General features: G+C 74.3%; 25 protein-coding genes. 18 read left to right on the forward strand and 7 right to left on the reverse strand.

Annotated features, from left to right (window positions below; all coding sequences use genetic code 11):
• The first annotated feature begins 110 nt into the window (after positions 1–110).
• Together O2V63_RS16365 and O2V63_RS16370 are read left to right on the forward strand one after the other, a co-directional pair.
• Positions 111–1,388 (forward strand): aminotransferase class I/II-fold pyridoxal phosphate-dependent enzyme, encoded by a 1,278-nt coding sequence (locus O2V63_RS16365; protein WP_269168614.1) that lies wholly within the window; start codon positions 111–113, stop codon positions 1,386–1,388.
• 59 nt (positions 1,389–1,447) lie between these two features.
• On the forward strand, positions 1,448–2,212 hold the full coding sequence (locus tag O2V63_RS16370; protein WP_269162857.1) for a phosphoglyceromutase: 765 nt from the start codon (positions 1,448–1,450) through the stop codon (positions 2,210–2,212).
• A 60-nt stretch (positions 2,213–2,272) separates the two neighbouring features.
• On the opposite strand, the gene phoU is transcribed toward O2V63_RS16370, so the two are convergent.
• A complete protein-coding gene (phoU, locus tag O2V63_RS16375) occupies positions 2,273–2,941 on the reverse strand; it encodes a phosphate signaling complex protein PhoU (protein WP_269168615.1) in 669 nt (222 codons plus the stop codon).
• A 260-nt stretch (positions 2,942–3,201) separates the two neighbouring features.
• On the opposite strand from phoU, the gene O2V63_RS16380 reads away from it, so the two are divergent.
• Together O2V63_RS16380 and O2V63_RS16385 are read left to right on the forward strand one after the other, a co-directional pair.
• Positions 3,202–4,506: a sensor histidine kinase gene (locus O2V63_RS16380; RefSeq protein ID WP_269168616.1), complete on the forward strand. Its 1,305-nt coding sequence runs from the start codon at positions 3,202–3,204 to the stop codon at positions 4,504–4,506.
• Entirely contained in the window at positions 4,503–5,183 is a 681-nt protein-coding gene (locus O2V63_RS16385; protein WP_036333121.1) for a response regulator transcription factor, read from the forward strand. The genes O2V63_RS16380 and O2V63_RS16385 overlap by 4 nt, the downstream gene beginning before the upstream one ends.
• A 236-nt stretch (positions 5,184–5,419) precedes the next feature.
• Here the strand turns inward: O2V63_RS16385 and O2V63_RS16390 are convergent, their stop codons facing one another.
• Together O2V63_RS16390 and O2V63_RS16395 are read right to left on the reverse strand one after the other, a co-directional pair.
• Positions 5,420–5,638: a DUF3072 domain-containing protein gene (locus O2V63_RS16390; RefSeq protein ID WP_269168617.1), complete on the reverse strand. Its 219-nt coding sequence runs from the start codon at positions 5,636–5,638 to the stop codon at positions 5,420–5,422.
• Positions 5,639–5,648: 10 nt separating this feature from the next.
• Entirely contained in the window at positions 5,649–5,906 is a 258-nt protein-coding gene (locus tag O2V63_RS16395; RefSeq protein WP_269168618.1) for a hypothetical protein, read from the reverse strand.
• Between the two features lie 81 nt (positions 5,907–5,987).
• Here O2V63_RS16395 and O2V63_RS16400 point away from each other — a divergent pair, with 81 nt between their 5' ends.
• Entirely contained in the window at positions 5,988–7,073 is a 1,086-nt protein-coding gene (locus tag O2V63_RS16400; protein ID WP_269168619.1) for a helix-turn-helix domain-containing protein, read from the forward strand.
• Here O2V63_RS16400 and O2V63_RS16405 read toward each other — a convergent pair.
• Positions 6,969–7,808 (reverse strand): hypothetical protein, encoded by an 840-nt coding sequence (locus tag O2V63_RS16405; protein WP_269168620.1) that lies wholly within the window; start codon positions 7,806–7,808, stop codon positions 6,969–6,971. The genes O2V63_RS16400 and O2V63_RS16405 overlap by 105 nt on opposite strands.
• 39 nt (positions 7,809–7,847) lie before the next feature.
• Between O2V63_RS16405 and O2V63_RS16410 the strand changes: the two genes are divergently transcribed.
• Both O2V63_RS16410 and O2V63_RS16415 read left to right on the forward strand, forming a co-directional pair.
• Entirely contained in the window at positions 7,848–8,792 is a 945-nt protein-coding gene (locus O2V63_RS16410; protein WP_269168621.1) for a Ppx/GppA phosphatase family protein, read from the forward strand.
• Positions 8,792–9,772 carry a hypothetical protein gene (locus O2V63_RS16415; RefSeq protein WP_269168622.1) on the forward strand — a complete coding sequence of 327 codons (981 nt, stop codon included), beginning with the start codon at positions 8,792–8,794 and terminating at the stop codon, positions 9,770–9,772. The genes O2V63_RS16410 and O2V63_RS16415 overlap by 1 nt, the downstream gene beginning before the upstream one ends.
• A gap of 8 nt (positions 9,773–9,780) precedes the next feature.
• Here O2V63_RS16415 and O2V63_RS16420 read toward each other — a convergent pair whose 3' ends face one another.
• Positions 9,781–10,326 carry a type 1 glutamine amidotransferase domain-containing protein gene (locus tag O2V63_RS16420; RefSeq protein WP_269168623.1) on the reverse strand — a complete coding sequence of 182 codons (546 nt, stop codon included), beginning with the start codon at positions 10,324–10,326 and terminating at the stop codon, positions 9,781–9,783.
• 58 nt (positions 10,327–10,384) lie between these two features.
• Here O2V63_RS16420 and proC point away from each other — a divergent pair, with 58 nt between their 5' ends.
• From proC to O2V63_RS16450, 6 genes are all read left to right on the forward strand, one after another.
• Complete coding sequence (gene proC, locus O2V63_RS16425; protein ID WP_269168624.1) at positions 10,385–11,215, forward strand: pyrroline-5-carboxylate reductase; 831 nt, start codon at positions 10,385–10,387, stop codon at positions 11,213–11,215.
• Between the two features lie 273 nt (positions 11,216–11,488).
• A complete protein-coding gene (locus O2V63_RS16430) occupies positions 11,489–11,842 on the forward strand; it encodes a helix-turn-helix domain-containing protein (RefSeq protein WP_231557951.1) in 354 nt (117 codons plus the stop codon).
• Between the two features lie 348 nt (positions 11,843–12,190).
• The gene (locus O2V63_RS16435) at positions 12,191–12,289 is read left to right on the forward strand and encodes a 30S ribosomal protein bS22 (RefSeq protein WP_012854759.1); all 99 of its coding nucleotides are present in this window, start codon (positions 12,191–12,193) and stop codon (positions 12,287–12,289) included.
• A gap of 10 nt (positions 12,290–12,299) precedes the next feature.
• A complete protein-coding gene (locus tag O2V63_RS16440; protein ID WP_269168625.1) occupies positions 12,300–13,430 on the forward strand; it encodes an NAD-dependent epimerase/dehydratase family protein in 1,131 nt (376 codons plus the stop codon).
• On the forward strand, positions 13,423–14,331 hold the full coding sequence (locus tag O2V63_RS16445; protein WP_269168626.1) for a lysophospholipid acyltransferase family protein: 909 nt from the start codon (positions 13,423–13,425) through the stop codon (positions 14,329–14,331). The genes O2V63_RS16440 and O2V63_RS16445 overlap by 8 nt, the downstream gene beginning before the upstream one ends.
• Positions 14,332–14,365: 34 nt before the next feature.
• Positions 14,366–15,748 carry an AlbA family DNA-binding domain-containing protein gene (locus O2V63_RS16450; RefSeq protein ID WP_269168627.1) on the forward strand — a complete coding sequence of 461 codons (1,383 nt, stop codon included), beginning with the start codon at positions 14,366–14,368 and terminating at the stop codon, positions 15,746–15,748.
• A gap of 21 nt (positions 15,749–15,769) precedes the next feature.
• On the opposite strand, the gene O2V63_RS16455 is transcribed toward O2V63_RS16450, so the two are convergent.
• Both O2V63_RS16455 and O2V63_RS16460 read right to left on the reverse strand, forming a co-directional pair.
• A complete protein-coding gene (locus tag O2V63_RS16455) occupies positions 15,770–16,681 on the reverse strand; it encodes an HAD family hydrolase (protein ID WP_269168628.1) in 912 nt (303 codons plus the stop codon).
• A 78-nt stretch (positions 16,682–16,759) separates the two neighbouring features.
• Complete coding sequence (locus O2V63_RS16460) at positions 16,760–17,413, reverse strand: sigma-70 family RNA polymerase sigma factor (protein WP_269168629.1); 654 nt, start codon at positions 17,411–17,413, stop codon at positions 16,760–16,762.
• Between the two features lie 156 nt (positions 17,414–17,569).
• Here O2V63_RS16460 and O2V63_RS16465 point away from each other — a divergent pair, with 156 nt between their 5' ends.
• The 5 genes from O2V63_RS16465 to hemC all read left to right on the forward strand — a co-directional run bounded on the left by O2V63_RS16465 (position 17,570) and on the right by hemC (position 22,792).
• A complete protein-coding gene (locus O2V63_RS16465) occupies positions 17,570–19,243 on the forward strand; it encodes a class I adenylate-forming enzyme family protein (RefSeq protein WP_269168630.1) in 1,674 nt (557 codons plus the stop codon).
• On the forward strand, positions 19,236–19,496 hold the full coding sequence (locus O2V63_RS16470) for a glutaredoxin family protein (RefSeq protein ID WP_269168631.1): 261 nt from the start codon (positions 19,236–19,238) through the stop codon (positions 19,494–19,496). The genes O2V63_RS16465 and O2V63_RS16470 overlap by 8 nt, the downstream gene beginning before the upstream one ends.
• Before the next feature lie 256 nt (positions 19,497–19,752).
• A complete protein-coding gene (locus O2V63_RS16475; protein WP_269168632.1) occupies positions 19,753–20,442 on the forward strand; it encodes a redox-sensing transcriptional repressor Rex in 690 nt (229 codons plus the stop codon).
• On the forward strand, positions 20,439–21,857 hold the full coding sequence (locus O2V63_RS16480) for a glutamyl-tRNA reductase (RefSeq protein ID WP_269168633.1): 1,419 nt from the start codon (positions 20,439–20,441) through the stop codon (positions 21,855–21,857). Before O2V63_RS16475 ends, O2V63_RS16480 begins: the two co-directional genes overlap by 4 nt.
• Positions 21,854–22,792 (forward strand): hydroxymethylbilane synthase, encoded by a 939-nt coding sequence (hemC, locus tag O2V63_RS16485; RefSeq protein WP_269168634.1) that lies wholly within the window; start codon positions 21,854–21,856, stop codon positions 22,790–22,792. The genes O2V63_RS16480 and hemC overlap by 4 nt, the downstream gene beginning before the upstream one ends.
• Positions 22,793–22,797: the final 5 nt, after the last annotated feature.

Below are 22,797 nucleotides of genomic sequence, written 5' to 3' on the forward strand. Positions count from 1 at the left end.
CGGGTGACCCTCGACCGGACTGAGCGGTATCCGTTGACCACGGAGCGTGTTGGCCGCCAAGGTCAGGGGTGAACGGCTGCGATCCCCGCGCCGATTGCGAGGAGCTGCCCGTGTTCGACGCTGCCCGGTCCGTCCCCACCCGCCGCGACCCCTTCGCCCCGCTGCTGGAGAGCACTCGCGCGGAGATGATGCGGCGGCACGTGCGGGAGGGGATGGCCACGCACTCGGTGCCCACCGCCGGGGCGCCGCAGCCGCTCACGGTGTTCGACGACGGCCGCACCCGGATCAACCTGGGCACGAACAACTACCTCGGCCTGGCCGGCGATCCCCAGGTGGTCGAGGCCGCGGTCGCCGCCCTGCGGCAGTACGGCACCAGTGCGGCCGGCAGCCGCATCCTCAACGGCACGACCCGCCTGCACCTGACCCTGGAGCGGGAGCTCGCCGAGCACCACGGCACCGAGGACGCGGTGCTGACCTCCGCCGGGGTCAACGCCAACGCCGCCATCCTCTCCACCATCGGCGGGCCCGGCGACGTGCTGCTCGTCGACGCCCACGCCCACGCCAGCCTGCACGCCGCGGCGGCCGCCAGCCGGGGCACCGTGCTCCGCTTCACCCACAACTCGGTGGCCTCGCTCGAGCGGCGGCTGGGGCGCCTGGACCCCGAGGCCGGGGCGGTCGTGGTCGTCGACGGCGTCTACTCGATGAGCGGGGAGTCGGCGCCGCTGGCGGCGATCGCCGGCCTCTGCGGGCGGTTCGCCGCCCGCCTGGTGGTCGACGAGGCGCACGGGCTCGGGGTGCTGGGGGCCAACGGCCGGGGCGCCGCCGAGGCGGCCGGGGTCCTGGACCGGGTCGACGCGGTCACCGTGGCGTTCAGCAAGTCGCTGGCCAGCGTCGGCGGGGCGGTGCTCACCTCGCGCGCGGTCGCCGACGGCATCCGCGCCTCGGCGATGCCCTACATCTTCAGCGCCGCGAACGCCCCGACAGCGGTCGCCGCCGCGCTCGCCGCGCTCCGGGTGCTGCGCCGGGAGCCGGAGCGGATGCAGCGCCTGCGGGACAACGGGGACCTGCTGCGCCGGGTGCTCACCGAGTGCGGTGCACCGCCCCTGCCCGGCAAGGGTGCCGTCATCGCGGTCCGCACCGGCGAGGACGAGGCCACCCGCAGCGCATGGGCCGCCGCCCACGAGGCCGGGGTCTACACCAACGCGGTCAGCTACCCGGCCGTCCCGCGCGGACAGGGCGTGCTGCGGCTGGCGGTCATGGCCACGCACACCGAGGAGCAGCTGCGCCGGGCCGGGGAGCTGGTGGCCGCCGCCGTCCGCGGGGTGCGCTCCCCGGAGCTGGCCGGCGCGATGACCGGGAGTGCGATGGCCGGGAGTGCGATGGCCTGACGGCCGGTCGGGGCCGCCTGCCGTGCACCCCGGCGGGGGCGGTCGGGCAGGATGGCCGCGTGAGCGACACGACGAGCACCGGGACCCTCATCCTGCTCCGCCACGGCGAGAGCGAGTGGAACAAGGCCAACCTGTTCACCGGCTGGGTGGACGTCGAGCTGTCGGAGAAGGGGCGTGCCGAGGCCGCCCGCGGTGGGCACCTGCTCGCCGAGCAGGGACTGCTGCCCGACGTCCTGCACACCTCGCTGCTCAAGCGGGCCATCACCACCGCGGAGCTGGCGCTGGCCGCCGCGGACCGTCAGTGGATCCCGGTCCGCCGCTCCTGGCGGCTCAACGAGCGGCACTACGGGGCGCTGCAGGGCAAGGACAAGGCCGCCACGCTCGCCGAGTACGGCGAGGAGCAGTTCATGACCTGGCGGCGCAGCTACGCCACCCCGCCGCCGCCGATCGAGGCCGGCAGCGAGTACAGCCAGGACGGCGACCCCCGCTACCGGTTCCTCCCCTCGGAGGCCCGCCCGGCCACCGAGTGCCTGGCCGACGTCGTCGTCCGGATGCTGCCGTACTGGTACGACGCGATCGTGCCGGACCTGCGCAGTGGCCAGACCGTCCTGGTGGCCGCGCACGGCAACAGCCTGCGCGCCCTGGTGAAGCACCTGGACGACATGGGTGAGGACGAGGTCGTCGGACTGAACATCCCCACCGGCGTCCCGCTGCGCTACGACCTGGACGCCGACCTGCGGCCGGTCACGCCCGGCGGCCAGTACCTCGACCCCGACGCAGCCGCCGCCGCGATCGAGGCGGTCAAGAACCAGGGCAAGAAGTAGCAGACGAGGAGGGGCCCGGGCGCATCGCGCCCGGGCCCCTCCTCGTTCGCTGGGTGGTGCTCAGCGGGGGTCGGTGACCGCCAGGGCCGGCTTCTCGCCGGTGACCAGGAAGACCACCCGGCGGGCGACGCTGACCGCGTGGTCGGCGAAGCGCTCGTAGTAGCGGCCCAGCAGGGTGACGTCGATGGCCGACTCCATGCCGTGCACCCAGGTCGGGCTGAGCAGCTCACGGAACAGCTGCTTGTGCAGCTGGTCCATCAGGTCGTCCTCGGCCTCGAGCTCGACGGCCGCCTCGACGTCCCGCTTGGCGATCACCGTGCCGGCCTTGGTCACCAGGCTCTCCGCGATGTGCCCGGCCTCCAGGAAGACCGGCCGGACCTCCTGCGGCACCGCGTGCTCCGGGAAGCGCATCCGGGCCACCTTGGCGATGTGCTCGGCGAGGTCGCCCATCCGCTCCAGGTCGCCGACGATCCGCATGGCCGTGGTGATGGTGCGCAGGTCGGTGGCGACCGGCTGCTGGCGGGCCAGCAGGGTGAAGCAGCGTTCCTCGATGCTCTCCCGGACGGCGTCGATGCGCTCGTCGCCGGCGATCACCAGGTCGGCGAGGGCGACATCGGCGTCCAGCAGGGCGGTCGTGGCCGTGCTCATCGCCGAGCCGACCGAGTTGGACATCTCCACCAGACAGGCGTTGATGTCGTCCAGTTCCTCGCGGTAGCTCTCTCGCAACACGGTTCCTCCTCGTCCCGTCGCCGCGCGCAGGCGGCACCCGGGGGACGGCGACCCGGGACGACGCGGTCCCCCCGCGTGTGCGCCGTCGGCGGGTTCGTCGGTCGCGACACGTGTGTGATCGAGGGTAGAGACCCGTTTCCGCGCCTGAGGAGGCCGCCAGGTGAACGGCCAGGGGCCCGACGGTGAACTCCTCCGACCCGACCGGGTGATCGCCACCGAGGATGCTGGTCCGCGCCCCGGTCCTGTCTAGCATCGGCCCTGTGGACCCGGTCGTCGCCCTGCTGGTGGGCCTGGTGCTCGGCCTGCTGCTGGCGGCGTCGGCGGCACTGGTCGTGCGGTCCTCGCGCGCCCGGCGGCAGGCCCAGGCGGACCAGCAGGCCGGTGCGGTCGAGCGCACCGAGCGCCGGACGGACTCCGACGCCGCGATGAGCCGGCGGCTGGTCGACCTGATGGACCCCGCCGTCGTCCTGCTCGGCCCCGACGAGGCGGTGCTGCTGGCCAACGCCTCCGCCCGTGCGCTCGGCGTCCTGCGCGGCAACCGGCTGCTCGTCCCCGGGCTGGTCGAGGTGGCCCGCGAGGTGCAGGTCACCGGGAGCCAGCGAGCCGACGTCGCCCTGCCCAGTGACCTGGTGGGGGCAGGGCCGCGGATGGTGGCCGTGCACGGCATCCGGCTCGGGACCGGACCCGCCACCTCCGCAGGGCCGGTCGCACTGGTGCTGCAGGACGTCACCGAGGCCCGGCGGGTCGAGGCGGTCCGCAAGGACTTCGTGGCCAACGTCGGGCACGAGCTGAAGACCCCGGTCGGCGCGCTCGCGCTGCTGGCCGAAGCGGTGCAGGATGCGGCCGACGACCCGGAGACCGTCCAGCGGTTCGCCGCGCGGATGAGCCACGAGGCCGACCGGCTGTCCCGGCTGGTCCGCGAGCTGATCGACCTCTCCCGCCTGCAGGGGGCCGAACCGCTGCCCGAGCTGGTGCCGGTCGCGGTGGGCACGGTCGTCTCCGAGGCCGTGGACCGGACCCGGGCCGCCGCCGCGGCGAAGGACATCCAGCTGGCCGTCGCCGCCCAACCCGGCCTCGTGGTCCGCGGGGTCGAGGCCCAGCTGGCCACCGCACTGACCAACCTGCTCGCCAACGCGGTCGCCTACAGCCCCGGCGGCACCACGATCGCGGTCGGCGCGCGCGCCCGGTCCGGGTTCGCCGAGGTCGCGGTGACCGACTCCGGCATCGGCATCCCCCGCTCGGACCGCTCGCGGGTGTTCGAGCGCTTTTACCGGGTCGACCAGTCCCGCGCCAGCGCCACCGGCGGCACCGGGCTGGGGCTGGCGATCGTCAAGCACGTGGCCACCAACCACGGTGGCTCGGTGACGGTCTGGAGCGAGGAGGGTCTCGGCTCGACCTTCACCCTGCGCATCCCGCTCGCGGCAGACGCCGACGCGGCGATGGACGACGACGGTGCGCCCGAACGGCCACCGGTACCACCACTGCGCAGCCGCCAGACAACCGATCAAGGCCCCTCACGGGCCGACGAAGGACCCTCCGGGGTCCTGCAGAAGGGACGGTCATGACCCGAGTGCTCGTGGTGGAGGACGAGGAGTCCTTCTCCGACGCGCTGTCCTACATGTTGCGGCGGGAGGGCTACGACACCGTCGTGGCCTCCACCGGGACGGACGCGCTCGTCGAGTTCGACCGGGCCGGGGCCGACATCGTGCTGCTCGACCTCATGCTGCCCGGGCTGTCGGGCACCGAGGTCTGCCGGTCGCTGCGCGCCAAGAGCTCCGTGCCGATCATCATGCTCACCGCCAAGGACGCCGAGATCGACAAGGTCGTCGGGCTCGAGCTGGGGGCCGACGACTACGTCACCAAGCCGTACTCCGCCCGTGAGCTCGTCGCCCGGATGCGGGCGGTGCTGCGCCGCGGCACCGAGGCCGAGCCCACGGCCGAGGGCGCCCTGGTCGCCGGACCGGTACGGCTGGACGTCGACCGGCACGTCGTCGCGGTCGACGGTCAGACGGTGTCGCTGCCGCTCAAGGAGTTCGACCTGCTGGAGCTGCTGCTGCGCAACGCCGGCCGAGTGCTCACCCGCGGCCAGCTGATCGACCGGGTCTGGGGCGCCGACTACGTAGGGGACACCAAGACCCTCGACGTCCACGTCAAGCGGCTGCGCGCCAAGCTGGAGCCCGACCCGGCCAACCCGCGCTACCTGGTCACCGTCCGGGGGCTGGGGTACAAGTTCGAGGCGTAGTAGGACTGTCGGCCTCCGGCCTCCCACCGCGGCCAGGAGCGGGGTCGGCCTGCGCTGAGCCGTTCCTGTCAGGCCGGAGGTGGACCCTGCGGGCCCGCCGTCCGGCCTGACCGCCTGCGGCGGGGCCCGTCGCCTGGCAGGAGGACCCTCCGGGCCCTCCGTGTCAGGCGACCACCGGTGGCGTCGCCCGGTTCGAGAGGGCGACAGCGTGGGTGGCCGCGACCCACCTCTGCCTGTTACTGGCCGCGGCCGGTCTCGTCCTGGAGTTCGTCGATCTTCTTGGAGGCGTCGGCCTTGCTGATGTCGTCGGGGACGTCCTCCTTGGCCTCGCGGGCCAGGGTGTTCAGGTAGCTCTTCTGTGCGCCGGTGGCCGGCTCGTCGCCGGTGACCCAGTCGTTGGGGTCCTTCTCGGTGCTCTGCGGGCTGTCCGGGCCGGTGCTGTTCGACTCGCTCATGTGTTCGAAGTTACGCGGGCTGTCGGACCCGTGCAGCTCGAGCGGCGGCGGCGGTCGTCGCCTGGACGGCGGCCCGCGTGGTGGCCCGGGCGGCGAGCTCGGTGCGGCGGTCCTCCCACCGCCGACCGGTCCGGAAGACGTGGCGGCCACCGCAGGAGGGGCACTCGATCGCGACGGCGATGTGCGTCGGGTGGTTGGCGACCGATCGGATCCGCCGGTCGGCGACCAGCTCGTCGGTCCGGGTGACGGGGCAGGTGATCAGCAACATGCGCAGAGCGTCGCGCTCGGCGGACAGCCGGACGAGTGGCAGGACTGACCACGACCGCGTCTGTTCTGCCATCCTGTCGGCATGACCGCTCCTGGTGCTCCGGTCGTGGTGAGCGTCGTCGTCGCCGATGGCGTCGTCGGCAGCTTCGGGCTGGGGGTGACGTCGGAGGTCTTCGGCTACGACCGCACCGCGATGGGCCTGCCGCTGTTCGACTTCGCGCTGGTCGCCGAGGTCCCCGGTGAGGTGCGCTCCGACACCGGCGTGCGGCTGCTGGTCGATCACGGGCTGGAGCGGCTGGCGGTCTCCGACATCGTGCTGATCACCGCCTGGGAGTCGTTCGACCGGGCGCCCTCGGCCGCGCTGATCGCCGGGATCCGCGATGCCCATGCCCGGGGCGCGATCGTGGTGAGCCAGTGCACCGGCGCCTTCGTCGTCGCCTCGGCCGGGCTGCTGGACGGCTGCCGCGCCACCACGCACTGGCGCTACGCCGGCGAGCTGGCCGCGCGGTTCCCCGCCGTGACGGTGGACCCCGCCGTCCTCTACGTCGACTGCGGTCGGCTGATCACCGGTGCGGGCACGGCCGCCGGCGTCGACACCCTGCTGCACCTGGTGCGCCGGGAGTGGGGTCCCGCGGCGGCGAACGCGCTCGCCCGGGAGATGGTCGTGCCCCCGCACCGGGACGGGGGGCAGGCGCAGTACATCGACACCCCGGTCGCCCGCTGCGAGGACGACCTGCTGGGCGTCGTCCTGGAGTGGGCCCGGGCGCACCTGTCGGAGGAGATCAGCGTCGAACTGCTCGCCCGCCGGGCGCTGATGAGCCCGCGCAGCTTCGCCCGCCGGTTCAAGGCCACCACCGGGACGACGCCGCACGCCTGGCTGCTCGGTCAGCGACTGGCCGCCGCCGAGGCGCTGCTGGAGGGCAGTGACGCCCCGGTCGAGGAGATCGCCCGGCTGGTCGGCTTCGGCACCGCGGCCGGCCTGCGGGAGCAGTTCACCCGGCGGCGCGGGGTCTCCCCGCGGGCCTACCGGCAGACCTTCCGGGCCGGCGCCCGCCCGGGTGGCTCAGTCGGGACGGCGCCGGTGCAGCTCCACCGGCACTGGCCGGGGGCTGGCGGGGTGGGGAGCGACGAGGCCGGCGTCCAGGCGGGCCTCGGTCAGCCGGCGTAGCTCGGCGTACGCGGCCGGCCCGAGCAGCGCGACGAGCTCGGGGCCGTAGGTCTCCACCAGCGGCTCGGCGGCGACGTGCGCCGTCGGCGAGCCCGTGCACCACCAGTGCAGGTCGTGCCCGCCGGGACCCCAGCCACGCCGGTCGAACTCGCCGATCGTGGAGACGAGCACCCGGCTGTCGTCGGGGCGGTCGACCCACTCCTGCTCCCGGCGCACGGGCAGCTGCCAGCAGACGTCGGGCTTTGTCTCCAGGGGGTGCCGGCCCTGGCGCAGCGCCATGGCGTGCAGCGCGCACCCGGCCCCGGCGGGGTGCCCCGGCCGGTTGAGGAAGACGCAGGCGCCGTCCACCACCCGGGTGCGCAGCGCCTGCTCGGCGTCCTCGCCCGGTGCCGGCTCGGTCAGGGTGTCCGGTTCGGTCCAGTCGTCCCGGACGGGGATCGTGCCGGGATGCCGCTGCCAGTCCGCGGGCGTCAGCTCGCCGACCGACTCCTCGACCCGGGTGAGGTCGTCGGTGTCGGTGAAGAAGGCGCCGTGGTTGCAGCAGCCGTCCTCGGCGCGGCCGGCCACCACCCCGGCGCAGCCACGCCCGAAGACGCAGGTCCAGGCGCTGGTCAGCCAGGTGAGGTCCGCCCGCACGAGGTGCTCCGGATCGGCCGGGTCCAGGAACTCGATCCACTCGCGGGGGAAGTCCAGCCCGACCTCGGGAGGGCTGTCGGCGGCTGTGCTCGGGTCCACCGGCGCAGCCTAGGCGCCCGACCCGGCAGACTCTCGGGCATGCGACTCGGGGTGCTGGACGTCGGCTCGAACACCGTGCACCTGCTGGTGGTGGACGCGCACCGTGGTGCCCACCCCACGCCGATGCACGACGACCGCTCCGTGCTCCGGCTGGCCGAGCACGTCGGCGCCGACGGCAAGCTGTCCAAGGCGGGGGAGAAGGGCCTGCTGCACGCGGTGCAGAGGGCGAAACAGCAGGCGGCCCAGCAGCGCTGTGACGAGCTGCTGGCCTTCGTCACCTCGGCGATCCGGGACGCGGAGAACGGGGCTGCGGTGCTCCGCCGGGTCCGCGAGCAGACCGGCGTCGACCTGCAGGTGCTCAGCGGCGAGGACGAGGCCCGGCTGACCTTCCTCGCCGTGCGGCGGTGGTTCGGCTGGAGCGCCGGGCGGCTCCTGGTGCTCGACATCGGCGGCGGCTCGCTCGAGCTGGCCACCGGTGTCGACGAGGACCCCGACGTCGCGCTGTCGGTGCCGCTGGGCGCCGGCCGGATGACCCGCCGGTACCTGCCCGACGCCGAGACCGGGGGCCGGCCCGACCTGTCCGCGCTGGCCGAGCTCGCCGACCACGCCACCGACGTGCTGGCCCCGGTCGGCAGGAAGCTGCGTGACGCAGGCACGCCGGACCTGGTGGCCGCCACGTCCAAGACCTTCCGGACGCTGGCCCGGCTGGCCGGCGCGGCCCCGTCGGCCGCCGGGCTGCGTGCCCCCCGCGAGCTGACCGCCACCGGGCTGGCCCAGGTGCTCGGCTTCGTCTCCCGGATCGAGTGCACGGCGCTGGCCGAGCTGCAGGGGGTGTCTGCAGCTCGGGCGCACCAGGTCCCGGCCGGTGCCGTCGTGGCGCAGGCCGCGATGCGGTCGGTGGACGTACCGTTCGTCCGGATCTGCCCGTGGGCGCTGCGTGAGGGCGTCATCCTGCGGCGCCTGGACCAGCTGGAAGGAGCGTGATGACGCAGCCCAACCCGTCAGGGGAGTACAGCGTCCGCTCGCTCGCCGAGATCCTGCGCGAGCACGGTCTGGAGAGCGAGCTCGGCACCCGCCCCGGCCGTCGACGCCAGCCCAACGGCGACGTCGAGTCCACCGGTCGTTCGGCGCGGGTGGACACGGGTGCGGGGTCACCGCGGGCGGAGTCGCCGGTGCGCTCGCCCTCGGCCACGTCGAACGGCCGCTCCGCCACCCCGCCCCGCTCCCCGGAGCGCGCGCCGTCGGTCCCGGTCTGGACTCCGGCTCCCGAGCCGAAGGCGCGGCCGGCGGCCGGGTTGCTGAGCCCGCAGACGCCGCCGGCCTCCCCGGCGTCGGCCCGGCCGGCGGCCGGTCGCGCGGACGAGGCGCCCCCCGCGGTGCGCACCGGTCGGCGGAAGTCCGATGCCGCCCCGGCCGGCCCCGGTGCAGAACCGCTGTTCGGTACCGGGCCCTCCACTGCCGCCATCCCGGCGGCGGCCCCGACGACCTCGTCGAACCCGACCGCCGCGCACCGCAGGTCCGCGCCGACGGGCTCCACGGGGGCGACGGCCCGGGGCGCCACCGGCGCGGGCCGGCGCGGTGCCGACCACCCGGTCACCGGCCCGATCCCGGTCGTCTCCGCGGCGCAGGCCGAGGCCGCCAGGGGTAAGGCCGCCAAGGTCGACGAGGAGCCGCTGACCGGCCGGGAGAGCGTGCTGGCCTGGGCGCGGTTCGCCGGCGAGATGGTGGTCGCGCTGGCCGCCGGCATCGGCGTCTACTTCGCCTTCACCGTGCTGTGGGAGCTGCTGCCCTACGTCGCCCTGGTCGCAGCCCCGGTGACGGTGACCGGTCTGGTCGCCGGGGTGGCGGCGTACCGGCAGCGCCGGGGCCAGGGTGCGCTGCCGGTCCGGTTGCTGGCGGTGCTGTTGCTGGCCGGGACGGTGCTGGTGATCGCCCCGGCCGCGGGCCTGCTCGCCGGCAGCTGACCCCCCGGTCAGCCAGCGGCGGCGATCTGCTCGACGAGGGTGCGCCCGAACGCCGGCAGGTCGTCGGGGTTGCGGCTGGTGGTCAGGTTGCCGTCGACGACGACCTCCTCGTCGACCCACTCGGCGCCCGCGTTGCGCAGGTCGGTCTGCAGCGAGGGCCACGAGGTCATCCGGCGGCCACGGACGACGTCGGCCTCGGCGAGCACCCACGGGGCGTGGCAGATGGCGGCCACCGGCTTGCCGGCGTCGAAGAAGGCCTTCACGAACTGGACGGCCCCCTGGTCGGCGCGCACGAAGTCGCCGTTGATCACGCCGCCGGGCAGCACGAGCGCGTCGTAGCTGCCGGGGTCGGCGTCGGACACCGCGACGTCGACGTCCTTGGTGTCGCCCTTGTCGATGTGCTGGTAGGCGGTGATGGTGCCGGGCTCGAGCCCGACGAGCTCCGGCCGGGCGCCGGCGTCCACCAGTGCCTGCCAGGGCTGGTCCAGCTCCGCCTGCTCGACGCCGTCGGTGGCGAGCACGGCCACCCGCTTGCCGTTCAGTTCTCCGGACATGGCGGACCGCTACCCCGGCTCCTCCGGGGGCACACGCCCGGGCACTACGGTCGCGGACATGATCGATGCAGGGCACGCGGGTCCCGACGCACGGCTGGCCGTCATCGGCGGCGGCAAGATCGGTGAGGCGCTGCTCGCCGGCCTGGTCCGCCAGGCGGGGGACGGGCGGGAGTTCCTGGTCGTCGAGCGCAGCCCGGACCGGGCGGCCGAGCTGACGGCTCGGTACGGCGTCGGCACCACCGACCTCGCCGGGGCGGCCGCCCGGGCGCGGGTCCTGCTGCTCGCCGTGAAGCCGCAGGACATCGACGCGCTGCTGGCGGCGCTGGGTCCGCACGTCACCCCGGAGCACCTGGTGGTCTCGGTGGCGGCGGGGGTGCCCACCAGCCGGGTCGAGGCGGCGCTTCCGGCCGGCACCCCGGTCGTGCGGGTCATGCCCAACACCCCGGCGCTGGTCGACGCCGGGATGAGCGTGCTCTCGGCCGGGGCGCACGCGACCGAGGCGCACCTGGACGAGGCGGAGGCGCTGCTGCTGCCGGTGGGTCAGGTGCGTCGGGTCCCGGAGAGCCAGCAGGACGCCGTGACCGCGCTGTCGGGCAGCGGCCCGGCCTACTTCTTCTTCCTGGTCGAGGCGATGATCGACGCAGGGATCCTGCTCGGTCTGCCCCGTACGGTCGCCGCCGACCTGATCGTGCAGACCGCCTACGGCGCGGCGGTCATGCTGCGCGACTCCGGCGAGCACCCGGTCCAGCTGCGGGAGGCGGTCACGAGCCCCGGTGGGACGACGATCGCCGCCGTCCGGGAACTGGAGCGGCACGGCGTGCGAGCTGCGCTGATCGCCGCGATCGAGGCGGCGTACCAGCGTTCGGTGGAGCTCGGCCGCACCTCCTGACCCGCTGACGCCGGGTTGAATCACACGCGTGTGGTTTTCCACAGAAATCTGTGGAGAACGGCCCCCGCGGAGCTTGTCGACTTGGGGACAACACGCCGTGACGGGTGTGTCACGCGGTGTTTCTGTCCACTTGTGCCCAGGACGGACCGGTCCGCCTGTTCGTTTCACCCATCGCTTCTGTCACTCCGGTCCCCTTACGCTCTGTTCCAGCACATGAGCGTTCTGTTCGCCGGTGGGGAAGCCGGTGGCCGCACATGGAGCTGAGAACCGGAGATGATCCACGTGACCATGCCCCAGCGCGCCGCCGTCCAGACCGTCCGTCCGGGTGTCCCGATGCCCCGCCAGATGGGCCGCCCCATCTCGGCCGCCTCGATGGCCCGCCCGGTCCCCGCCGCCCACCCGGCCTCGATGCCGCTGGGTCGCCCGGCCGCCGTGCCGGCACCCCGCGCCGCCGTCTCGTTCCTGACCGTCGCCGAGGTCGCCGCCCTGATGCGCGTCTCCAAGATGACCGTCTACCGGCTCGTCCACGGCGGGGAGCTCGCCGCCGTCCGCGTCGGCCGCTCCTTCCGGGTGCCCGAGCGCGCCGTGCACGAGTACCTGCGCGACGCCTACACCGACATCGCCTGAGCGAAGGACCCGGCTGCCACTCGCACCTCGTGGCGGGGCCCTGCAGCGAAGTCGTTCCAGCACGTCACCCGCTCAGGCGGGACCCGGGACGAAGGCCTGACCCTCGCGCCACCCACCGCTCGCACGTCCGCGGTGGGAGCGCGTGAGGCGGCTCTCCGGCACCTCGCCGGGCGGGCGTTCCCGCTCGGGGGCGCCCGCCGGGTAGTCTCGGGTGCTGAGCGGTGCCACCCCCCTGGGGCGGGCCGCGCACGAGCTGATCACCTCGCCCGGCGCCCGGACCACGGATCCGCGTGACCACCCCGGTCACCACCCCCGGCCGCCGAGCGAAGACGACGTCGGGAGCGGGACATGGGTTCTGTCATCAAGAAGCGCCGCAAGCGGATGGCGAAGAAGAAGCACCGCAAGCTGCTCAAGAAGACCCGCGTCCAGCGGCGCAACAAGAAGTGAGCTGACGCTCGTGCCGCCCGCGGTCGTCCTCGTCACCGGCGTCAGCCGGTGGCTGGGCGGCGCGCTGGCGGCCGAGCTCGCCGCTGACCCGGCGATCACCCGGGTCATCGGGGTGGACACCGTCCCCCCGGCCCCCGAGGTGCTGCGTCGCCTCGGTCGCACCGAGTTCGTCCGCGCCGACATCCGCAGCCCGTTGATCGGGAAGGTGATCGAGTCGGCGTCGGTGGACACCGTCGTGCACATGAACATCAGCGCCACACCGGCCGGTGCCGGCGGGCGGGTGTCGATGAAGGAGCTCAACGTCATCGGCACCATGCAGCTGCTGGCCGCCTGCCAGCGGTCTCCCGCGGTCCGCCGACTGGTCCTGAAGAGCACCAGCGCGGTGTACGGCGCCAGCTCCCGGGATCCTGCGGTCTTCACCGAGACCATGCAGGCCCGGCGGGTGCCCGGTGGCGGCTTCGCCAAGGACAGCCTCGACATCGAGGGCTACGTCCGCGCCTTCGCCCGCCGCCGTCCCGACGTGGGTGTCGCCGTGCTCCGGTTCACCAACCTCATCGGCCCGCGGATCGACTCGCTGCTGTCCGGGTTCCTCCGGATGCCCGTCGTCCCCACCGCCCTCGGGCACGACGCCCGGCTGCAGCTCCTCCACGAGGACGACGCCGTGGCCGTGCTCACCCGCGCCGCCACCGGCGACTTCGTCGGCACCGCGAACGTCGGTGCCGACGGCACGCTCCTGCTCTCCCAGGCGATCCGTCGGCTCGGCCGCGTCGCGCTGCCCCTGCCGGAGCCGGCGATGGGCTCCCTCGGCCGGACGACGCGCTGGGCCCGCATGGTCGACTGGTCGCCCGAGCAGATGCGCTTCCTGAACTTCGGCCGGGTCATCGACACCCAGGTGCTGCGCGAGGAGATCGGCTACGTGCCCCGCTACAGCACCGCAGAGGCCCTCGCCGACTACGGGCGCAGCCTGCCCCCGGTCGTCCGTGCCGAGCTCGTCGATGACGTTGCCGCCTCCGCGCGGACCGTGCTCGGCTCCGTCGCCGGTGGCGTCCACGCCGTGCAGGGCGTTCTCGGTAGCGTCACCGGGGGACGCCGCCGCGCCGCACCCTCGGTGCCGGGCCTGCGGGCGGTGCGCGATGCCTGAGGCCCGGGTGATCCCCCTGCGCCCCGACGACGACCAGTCCCCGCCGCCCCCGGCGGCCCCGCCGGGTTGGGACGAGCAGCTGGCCGGGGGCCTGGAGTTCCTGCGCCGCCGGCTGATCGGCGAGTACGACACCGACGAGTTCGGCTTCGACCCCGACCTCACCGACCACCTCCTGCTCCCGGGGCTCCGGCCGTTGTTCCACCGCTGGTTCCGGGTGGAGACCCAGGGGCTGGAGAACGTGCCCGACGCCGGGGGCGCCCTGGTGGTGGCCAACCACTCGGGCACCGTGCCGGTCGACGCACTGATGACCACGGTGGCGCTGCACGACGAGCACCCGGCGGCCCGCCGGCTCCGGCTGCTCGGCGCCGACCTGGTGTTCCAGGTCCCCTTCATCGGGTCCCTGGCGCGCAAGCTGGGCGTCACCCTGGCCTGCAACGAGGACGCCGAGCGGCTGCTGTCCGAGGGAGAGCTGGTCGGGGTCTTCCCCGAGGGCTTCAAGGGCGTCGGCAAGCCGTTCCACGAGCGGTACACCCTGCAGCGGTTCGGTCGCGGCGGCTTCGTCAGCGCCGCACTGCGCACCGGCACCCCGATCGTGCCGTGCGCGATCGTGGGGGCCGAGGAGATCTACCCGATGATCGGGAACGCCCGCACCGCCGCCCGGCTGCTCGGCCTGCCCTACTTCCCGATCACCCCGACCTTCCCGCTGCTGGGTCCGTTGGGTGCGGTCCCGCTGCCGTCGAAGTGGTTCATCGCCTTCGGCGAGCCGATCGAGACGGCGTCCTACGGGCCCGCGGCCGCCGACGACCCGATGGTCGTGTTCAACCTGACCGACCAGGTCCGCGAGACCATCCAGCACTCGCTCTACCGGCTGCTCCTCCAGCGCCGGTCCGTGTTCAGTTGAGACTGCGCGGGACGACCGTCGCGGAGGTCGGCAGGTGAGCGCGTGGCGGAGCCCCGAACTCGAGGCCCGGCTGGGTGGACCGCTGGATCAGCAGGGCGTAACGCTGGCGGCCTTGGAGCGGCTGGTCGCCGGCGCGGAACCCGAGGGCGAGCAGCTGGACTACAAGCAGCCGGGGGCCTACGCCAGGACCACCGGTGCGAGACCGGAGTGGACCCGTGAGCAGGAGTTCGCCAAGGACGTGTGCGCCCTGGCGAACCAGCGCGGCGGGCTGATCGTCATTGGGATCCGGGACGCGGACGAGCAGGCCGCCGAGCTGACCCCAGTCGACGGCTCGGTGGAGGCCTTCCACGCTCTGGATCAGCGCCTGCGGTTGGCGCTGGCCAACAACGCGGCTCCACTTCCCGCCATCGACACCTTCCCGGTGCCGGTCTCCGACTTCCACTACTGCGCCGTGGTGGTGGTCCCCCCGAGTCCGCGCGCTCCCCACGCAGTGGTGGCCGAGCCGGGCAGGCGCCTTGCGCTGCGCTATCCGGCTCGCGACGGTGCTGCCACACGGTGGCTGAACGAGGCTGAGGTCGCAGCCCGCTACGAGGGACGCGTCACCAACGAGGCCGCGACGGACCTGCGGATCGCAAAAGCAGTCGGGGCCGGTACGGAGGCATTGCGGCGGGGACAGGGGCTCTGGACGTACGTCGCGGTCTCGCCGGAGTTCGCTGCTCCGGTTCGCGTGGACGCCGCGTTCATCGATGAGTCTCACCGGTGGCTCGGCTCGAACTCGGGCCAGTCGCCGTTCGCCAGCTTCTATACCGGTAGCTGCCGGCCCATCGCGGGCCCGGGATGTGTCACCTTCACGTCACCGGCTTGGCGGGAAGGTGATGAGGACACGGATCCGCGAGAGGTCTACTTGGCTCTCTACGCGGACGGGTCGGCCTTCGTGGCCCTCGCGCTGGAACCGGTGCAGGCTCGGACTTCCGGTGTCGGCGAGAACACGCTCGTCGACTCGCTGATCGCCCTCACCGCGACGGCCGTCTCCTGGACGGTCAGCCGCAGCGGGGCCTGGGGCGGCGCCGTCCTCCAGGCAGGACTCGCTCAATCCGAGGCGGACAACGGAGTGCTGACCCCGCCGCTGCCGTTGTTGAGCGCCGCCTTCGGCATCGTGAAACGCCAACGGCGGACCCGGATGCTGACGCGGGACCCGGCCGTCCGGATCCCGGTCGACCTCGGCGCTGTCCGGGGTGTGCAGGACCATCTTGCGATCACGTGGCAGGCCGCCAGTGCGATGTTCCAACACTTCGGGCTTCCGGAGGCCACACAGCTGACTGCGGACGGTGCTCTCCGACCCTGGCAGTGGACCGACAAGCACCGCCGGCAGGTGGAGGAGTGGGCTGCAGAGAGGGCGATACCGGCCGTCCGGTGAGCCGCTCCGAACGACGGCTGCTCAGAACGGCCAGTGGTTGCGGCGGCGCAGGGAGATGAGCCCGCCGACGACGCCGCCGGAGAGGGCGGCCGCGCCCACGGTGGGGAGGCCGATCTTGGCGGCCTTGCGGCCGGTCCGGTAGTCCTTGACGGTCCAACCGCGGGAGCGGGCGACGGCGCGCAGCTCGGAGTCCGGGTTCACCGCGACCGCAGTGCCGACCAGGGTGAGCATGGGCAGGTCGTTGGTCGAGTCGCTGTAGGCGGTGCAGCGGGTCAGGTCGAGGCCCTCCCGCTCGGCGATCGCCCGTACGGCCTGTGCCTTGGACTCCCCGTGCATCATCTCGCCGACCAGCCGGCCGGTGTAGCGGCCGTCGACGATCTCGGAGACGGTGCCCAGCGCGCCGGTCAGGCCGAGGCGGTGGGCGATGATCGAGGCGAGCTCGACCGGGGTGGCGGTGACCAGCCAGACCCGCTGGCCGGCGTCCAGGTGCTGCTGGGCGAGGTTGCGGGTGCCCGACCAGATGCGGTCGGCCATCAGCTCGTCGTAGATCTCCTCGCTGGCGTCGACGATCTCCTGCACCTCGCGGCCGGCGACGAACGCCAGGGCGTTGTCCCGGACGGTGTGCATGTCGGTCGCGCTCTCGCTCCCGGCGACCCGGAACTTGGCCTGCTGCCAGACGAACGAGGCGACGTCGCGGCTGGTGAAGTACTTGCGGGCGGCCAGACCGCGGGCGAACCAGAAGAGCGAGGCGCCCATCATCATCGTGTTGTCGACGTCGAAGAACGCCGCCGCCGTGCGGTCGGGCGCGGGGGCGGTGGCCTCGGTCTCCGCCGCGGCGGCCGAGGCGGCGCCGGCGACGAGCGCGCGGGCCTCGTCGTCCTCCAGCTCGACCGGGGTGCGCGCCGCACGGCCTCGGAAGGGCACTCGGACCATCCCGCACCACCTCCCCGGTGTCGCTCCGGCGTCGTCGGCCGCCACCTCGCTGACCGTCATCGCGACCCTATCGCCGGGTCACCCGCCCGTGGCCGGTCCGTCGGGCAGCAGTGCGGCCAGTCGGCGCACCGCCCGGTGCTGCAGCGCCTTCACCGCGCCGTCCTTGCGGCCCATGGCCGTGGCCGTCTCGGCCACCGACAGCCCGTGGAAGAAGCGCAGCACCACGCACTGCCGCTGGTCGGCGGACAGCAGTCGGACGCCGTCCAGCAGGTCCACGTTCGCCAACCGCTGCAGCACGGCGTCCTCGGGGCCGTCGGTCGCCCGGTCCGCGTCGCGCATGTCGGCGGTGAGGACCTCCAGCCGGTGCCGGCCGCTCTTCACGTGGTCCAGCGCGAGGTTGCGGGCGATGCTGATCAGCCAGGCTCCGACGTCCCGCCCCTGGAACGTGAGGGAGTCGATCCGGCGGAGGGCGCGCGCGAACGTCTCGCTGGTGAGGTCCTCCGCCGTGGCCTGGTCGGCGACCCGGCGGGACAGGTAGCGGTGGACGACGTCGGCGTACCGGTCGTAGAGCTGCCCGAACCCGTCCGCGTCACCGGCCTGCGCGCGGCCCACGAGCGCCCAGACCTCGGCCTCGGCCGGGGTCGGGTCGCCGCCCCGGCGCGGCCGGGGGACGACCGGCGATGGCGTCGGGGGCGCGACGGCTGGGGACGGGACGGAGGGGAGGCGGGTCATGCCGCTGCCGGACCTCCTCACATCCCTGCCGAGCCGAGCTGCTCGGGCGCCACGCAGCCACGGACGGTGCGGTCCGCCGCCCATGGTGACAACATCGTGCCGCTGCGTCCACGTCCCCGCCGTCCGAGACGGCTGCTGCCCCCGCGGAGGTCCGTCGTGCCGGTCGAACGAGAACCGCACGAGCAGGACGGCCACGAGCAGGACGGCCACGAGCAGGACGGCCACGAGCAGGACGGTGCGGTGCGCTCCTTCTCCGCGCTCGTCCGCCGCGCGGCCGCGGGCCACGGCGACGCGCCGGCGCTGGTCCACGGCGAACGCCGGCTGACCTGGTCGGAGGTCGACGCCCTGACCGACCGGGCGGCTGTGGGGTACCTCGAGCGCGGACTGCACGCCGGTGACCGGGTGGCGGTGCAGCTGCCCAACGGCGTGGACTGGGTCGTCGCGGTGATGGGTGCGCTGCGTGCCGGGCTGGTCGTCGTCCCGGTCAACACCGCCTACACCGACCCGGAGGTCTCCCACCTGCTGGCCGACTCCGGGTCCCGGCTGTTCGTGGTGGCGGGGGAGCGGCCCGAGCTGGTCGGCGTCCCGGTGTGTGTCGGGCCCCCGGCAGCCGACGGCCCGCCGCCGGCCGACCCGGCCGACCCCGACGCGCTGGCCCTGCTGGCCTACACCAGCGGCACCACCGGGCTGCCCCGCGGCGCGATGCTCACCCACGCCGCGCTGCTGGCCAACCAGCAGCAGTGCCTGGCACTGCAGCCGCCGCCGGTGCGCGCCGGCGACCGGGTGCTGCTGACCCTGCCGCTGTTCCACGTCTACGGCTTCAACAGCGGCTGGGGCCTGGTCGCGGCCACCGGTGCCTGCGCGGTGCTGCTGGACGAGTTCGACCCGGCGGGGTCGCTGGCACTGATGGCCGCCGAGGAGGTGTCGGCGGTGCCGGGTGCCCCGCCGATGTACGCCGCCTGGCTGGCGGTGGCCGACGCGGCGGGCAGCGACGCCGTGCTCCGCCGGGGGTTCGCCGCCGTGCGCACCGCCAGCTGCGGATCTGCGCCGATGCCCGGTGCGCTGTTCGAGGCCATGCGCACCCGCGCCGCGGTCACGGTCTGGGAGGGGTACGGGCTGACCGAGGCCGCCCCGGTGCTGACCAGCACGCTGGCCACCGGGCGGGCGAAGCCGGAGTGCATCGGCGGTCCGCTGCCCGGGGTGGAGCTGGTGCTGCGGGACACCGCGGGCGGGCCGACCGCCGGGCCGGACCCGGGCAGCCGGGTGCGGGCCGACGTCTGGGGCGATCCGTTCGGCGACGAGGACGCCGACGGGGAGACCGGGGAGATCTGCGTGCGCGGCCCCAACCTGTTCGGCGGCTACTGGCCCGACGGGGCCGACGGGCCGGACGACGAGGGCTGGCTGCTCACCGGCGACATCGCCTACCGCGACGCCCAGGGCGACCTCAAGCTGGTCGACCGGCGCCGGGACCTGGTGCTGGTCAGCGGCTTCAACGTCTACCCGGGTGAGGTGGAGCGGGTGCTGGACGAGCACCCCGAGGTCGCCGAGAGCGCGGTGATCGGCGTGCCGGACCAGCGCCGCGGCGAGGCGGTGCACGCCGTCGTCGTCCGCACCCCCGGCGCGGAGGTGACGGAGGAGCAGCTGCGCGAGCACGCCGGCCGGTCGCTGGCCCGGTTCAAGGTCCCGGTGGCCGTCCACTTCGTCCCCGAGCTGCCGCACTCCCTGGCCGGCAAGGTCAGCCGGGCCCGGCTCCGCGAGCTCGGGCTGGAGCGGGCCGCGGCCGCGGCGGACGCCGAGCCGTCGGCGGTGGGGGAGGCCTCCGATGACTGAGTCGGCGCCCCGGCTGCAGCTGCTGAGCCGCGAGGGCTGTCACCTGTGCTTCATCGCCGCGGAGACGCTGACCCGGATCGCCGGGGAGGCCGGCCTGGGCGTCTCGCTGGTCGACGTCGACACCGACCCGGAGCTGCGGATCGAGTACGGCGACCGGGTGCCGGTGGTCCTGCTGGACGGCCGGGAGCACAGCCACTTCACCGTCGACGTCCCGCGGCTCCGCAGCGACCTGGGCATCCCCGCGCCGCACTGACCCGCCCCGGATGGGACGACGCCGGGGGCCGGTGAGATGCTGGGGCACCCGTCCGGGGGTTCCTGGGGCGTGGTCCTCACCACAGCGAGCGCCCGTCACCTGCGCGGACGCCCTCGGCGACTTTGTTCAGGCGTTCACAAGCGGTTACCGTGGCGTTTGCCGGGCGCCGACGTGCCCGTCTCCCTGACCTGTCTGAGTCCCCCCGATCGTCCCCGGCCCGTCCGGGAGTGCGTTCGGATCGCTGTGGAGTCTGCCCGTGCCCCAGTCGCGGCCCCGGATCATCCCGGAGGCCACCGTTGCCCGGTTGGCCGTGTACCTGAGGGTGCTGGCCGGCCTCGCCGACGGCGGTCGCAGTCACGTCTCCTCCGGGGAGCTCGCCTCGGCGGCCGGGGTGAACCCCGCCGGTCTGCGCAAGGACCTGTCCTACCTCGGTCCCTGCGGCGTCCGCGGGGTCGGCTACTCGGTGTCGGGTCTGCGGGACCGGCTCACCGACGCCCTCGGCGGGGAGCGCTCCCGGCCCTGTGTGCTCATCGGGATCGGCCGGCTGGGGTCGGCGCTGGCCGACTACGCCGGGTTCGCCAGCCGGGGCTTCGAGTTCGTCGGCCTGCTGGACACCGACCCCGCGACGGTCGGGCACCGGGTCGGCGGCCTCCAGGTCCGCCCGGTTCAGGAGCTGGAGGCCCTCGTCGCCGAGACCCACGCGACGATCGGCGTCATCACGACACCGGCCGAGGTGGCCCAGTCGGTCTGCGACCGACTCGTCTCGGTCGGGGTGAGGAGCATCTTGAACTTCGCGCCGGTGGCGTTGACGGTCCCTGCGGGTGTCGACGTCCGCAAGGTCGACCTGTCCGTGGAGCTGCAGGTGCTGGCCTTCCTGGACCAGCAGCGCGACGGGACGCCGCCGCTGCTGGCCCCGCTGCGGGCCGCCCAGGGGGTCGCCCGATGAGCCTGCTCGCGGTCGGCATCAGCCACCAGACGGCGCCGGTGGCCCTGCTCGAGCAGGTGAGCATGACCGGCGACGACAAGGTCAAGACCCTGCACGAGCTGGTCGAGAGCGACCACGTCTCCGAGGCCATCGTGCTGGCCACCTGCAACCGGATCGAGGTGTTCGCCGAGGTCGACCGCTTCCACGGCGGGATCACCGACGTCAGCCGGGTGCTCGCCCGGCACGCCGGCGCGACGGTGGAGGAGCTCTCCCCGTACGTCACCGTCTACTACGAGGACCAGGCGATCGGGCACCTGTGCACCGTCGCCGCGGGCCTGGACTCGATGGTCGTCGGTGAGACCCAGGTGCTCGGGCAGCTGCGCGCCGCCTACGCCCTCGCCCAGGAGGAGGGCACGGTCGGGCGGGAGCTGCACCCGATCGCCCAGCGGGCGCTGCGCGTGGGCAAGCGGGTGCACGCCGAGACCGGCATCGACCGGGCCGGCGCGTCCCTGGTCTCGGTGGCCCTGGACCGGGTCTCGGAGACCCTCGGTGAGCTCGCCGACCGCCCGGTGCTGGTCGTCGGCGCCGGGTCGATGGGCGCCCTGGCCGCGACCACCCTGGCCCGCCGCGGCGCGGCGGTCACCGTCAGCAGCCGGACGCCGGCCAGCGCCGCCCGGCTGGCCGAGTCGATCGGCGGTCGGCAGGCCGACCTCGAGCAGTTGCCCGCCGAACTCGCCGCGGCCGACGTCCTGGTCACCTGCACCGGCGCCACCGGCACCGTCATCGGCACCGACCTGGTCGAGGAGGCCCTCCTCGGGCGGGCCGGCCGGCCGCTGGTCATCGTGGACCTCGCGCTCCCGCGTGACGTCGACGCCTCGGTGGCCGGGCTGCCCGGCGTGCACGTGGTGGACCTGGCGATGCTGCAGGGGGAGCGCGCCGCGCACCCCGGCCAGCCGGTGGCCGGCTCCGTCGCCGCCGACGACATCGCCGCCGCGCACGCCCTGGTCGAGCTGGAGACCTCGCTGCTGCGCGCCGAGCGGCAGGCCGCCGCGGTGGCCCCCACCGTCTCGGCGCTGCGCAGCCAGGCCGCCGAGGTGGTCGACGCCGAGCTGCTCCGGCTGTCCACGCGCCTGCCCGACCTGGACGCCAAGGCGCGCAGCGAGATCGCCCGCACCGTCCGCCGGGTGGTCGACAAGCTGCTGCACGAACCCACCGTCCGGGTGAAGGAGCTGGCCGGTGCCCCCGGCGGCACCGACTACGCCGACGCGCTGCGTGCGCTGTTCGGGCTGGGGCTTTCCGGTGCCACCGACGGGGAGCGCACCAGCCTCTCCGACGCGGTCACCGTCGACCCCGAGCTGCCGGCCGGCACCCCGCTGTCGGCGCTGGACCCGCGGATCGACGCCACCCGCGACGGGCGCACCGGCGGCGCCGCGTGACCGGCGTGGAGTCGCCGCTGCGGCTGGGCACCCGGGCGAGCCAGCTGGCGCTCACCCAGTCCCAGCACGTCGCCGATGCGCTCACCGCGGCCACCGGCGTGCCGGTCGAGCTGGTGCACATCAGCACCTACGGCGACCGGTCCACCGAGGCGATCAACCAGCTCGGCGGCACCGGGGTCTTCGTCACCGCCCTGCGCGACGCCCTGCAGCAGGGCACCGTCGACCTCGCCGTCCACAGCTTCAAGGACCTGCCGACCTCGCCGAGCCCGGGCCTGACCGTGGCCGCCGTCCCGCCGCGGCAGGACCCCCGCGACGTGCTCGTCGCTCGCGACGGCCTGACCCTCGGGGAGCTGCCCGCCGGCTCCCGGATCGGCACCGGTGCCCCCCGCCGGGTGGCCCAGCTGCGCGCCCTGGGCCTCGGCCTGGAGATCGTGCCGATCCGCGGCAACGTCGACACCCGGATGGGCCGGGTCACCTCCGGGGACCTCGACGCCGTCGTCCTGGCCCGGGCCGGTCTGGCCCGGCTCGACCGGTTGTCGGCGGTGACCGAGGTGCTCGACCCGATCCAGGTGCTCCCCGCTCCGGCGCAGGGCGCCCTCGCCGTGGAGTGCCGCACCGACGACACCCGGGTCCGTGAGCTGCTCGCCGTGCTCGACGACCCCACGGCCCGGGCCTGCGTGGCGGCCGAGCGTGCGGTGCTCGCCGCGCTGGAGGCCGGGTGCAGCGCCCCGGTGGCCGCACACGCCGAGCTCGCCGAGGACGAGGACGGCGCCGCGGAGCTCTACCTGCGCGCGTCGGTCACCGCCCTCGACGGCAGCGACGGCGTCCGGAGCTCGATCACCGGGCCGGCTGTCGCGGCCGAGTCCCTGGGGCGCGAGCTGGCTGCCGAGCTGCTGGACCGCGGCGCGGCTGCGCTCATGGCGGCCAGCCGGTGACCGCC

The sequence above is a fragment of the Modestobacter sp. VKM Ac-2977 genome (genome assembly GCF_026968045.1).
In the GTDB taxonomy this organism is placed as follows: domain Bacteria; phylum Actinomycetota; class Actinomycetes; order Mycobacteriales; family Geodermatophilaceae; genus Modestobacter.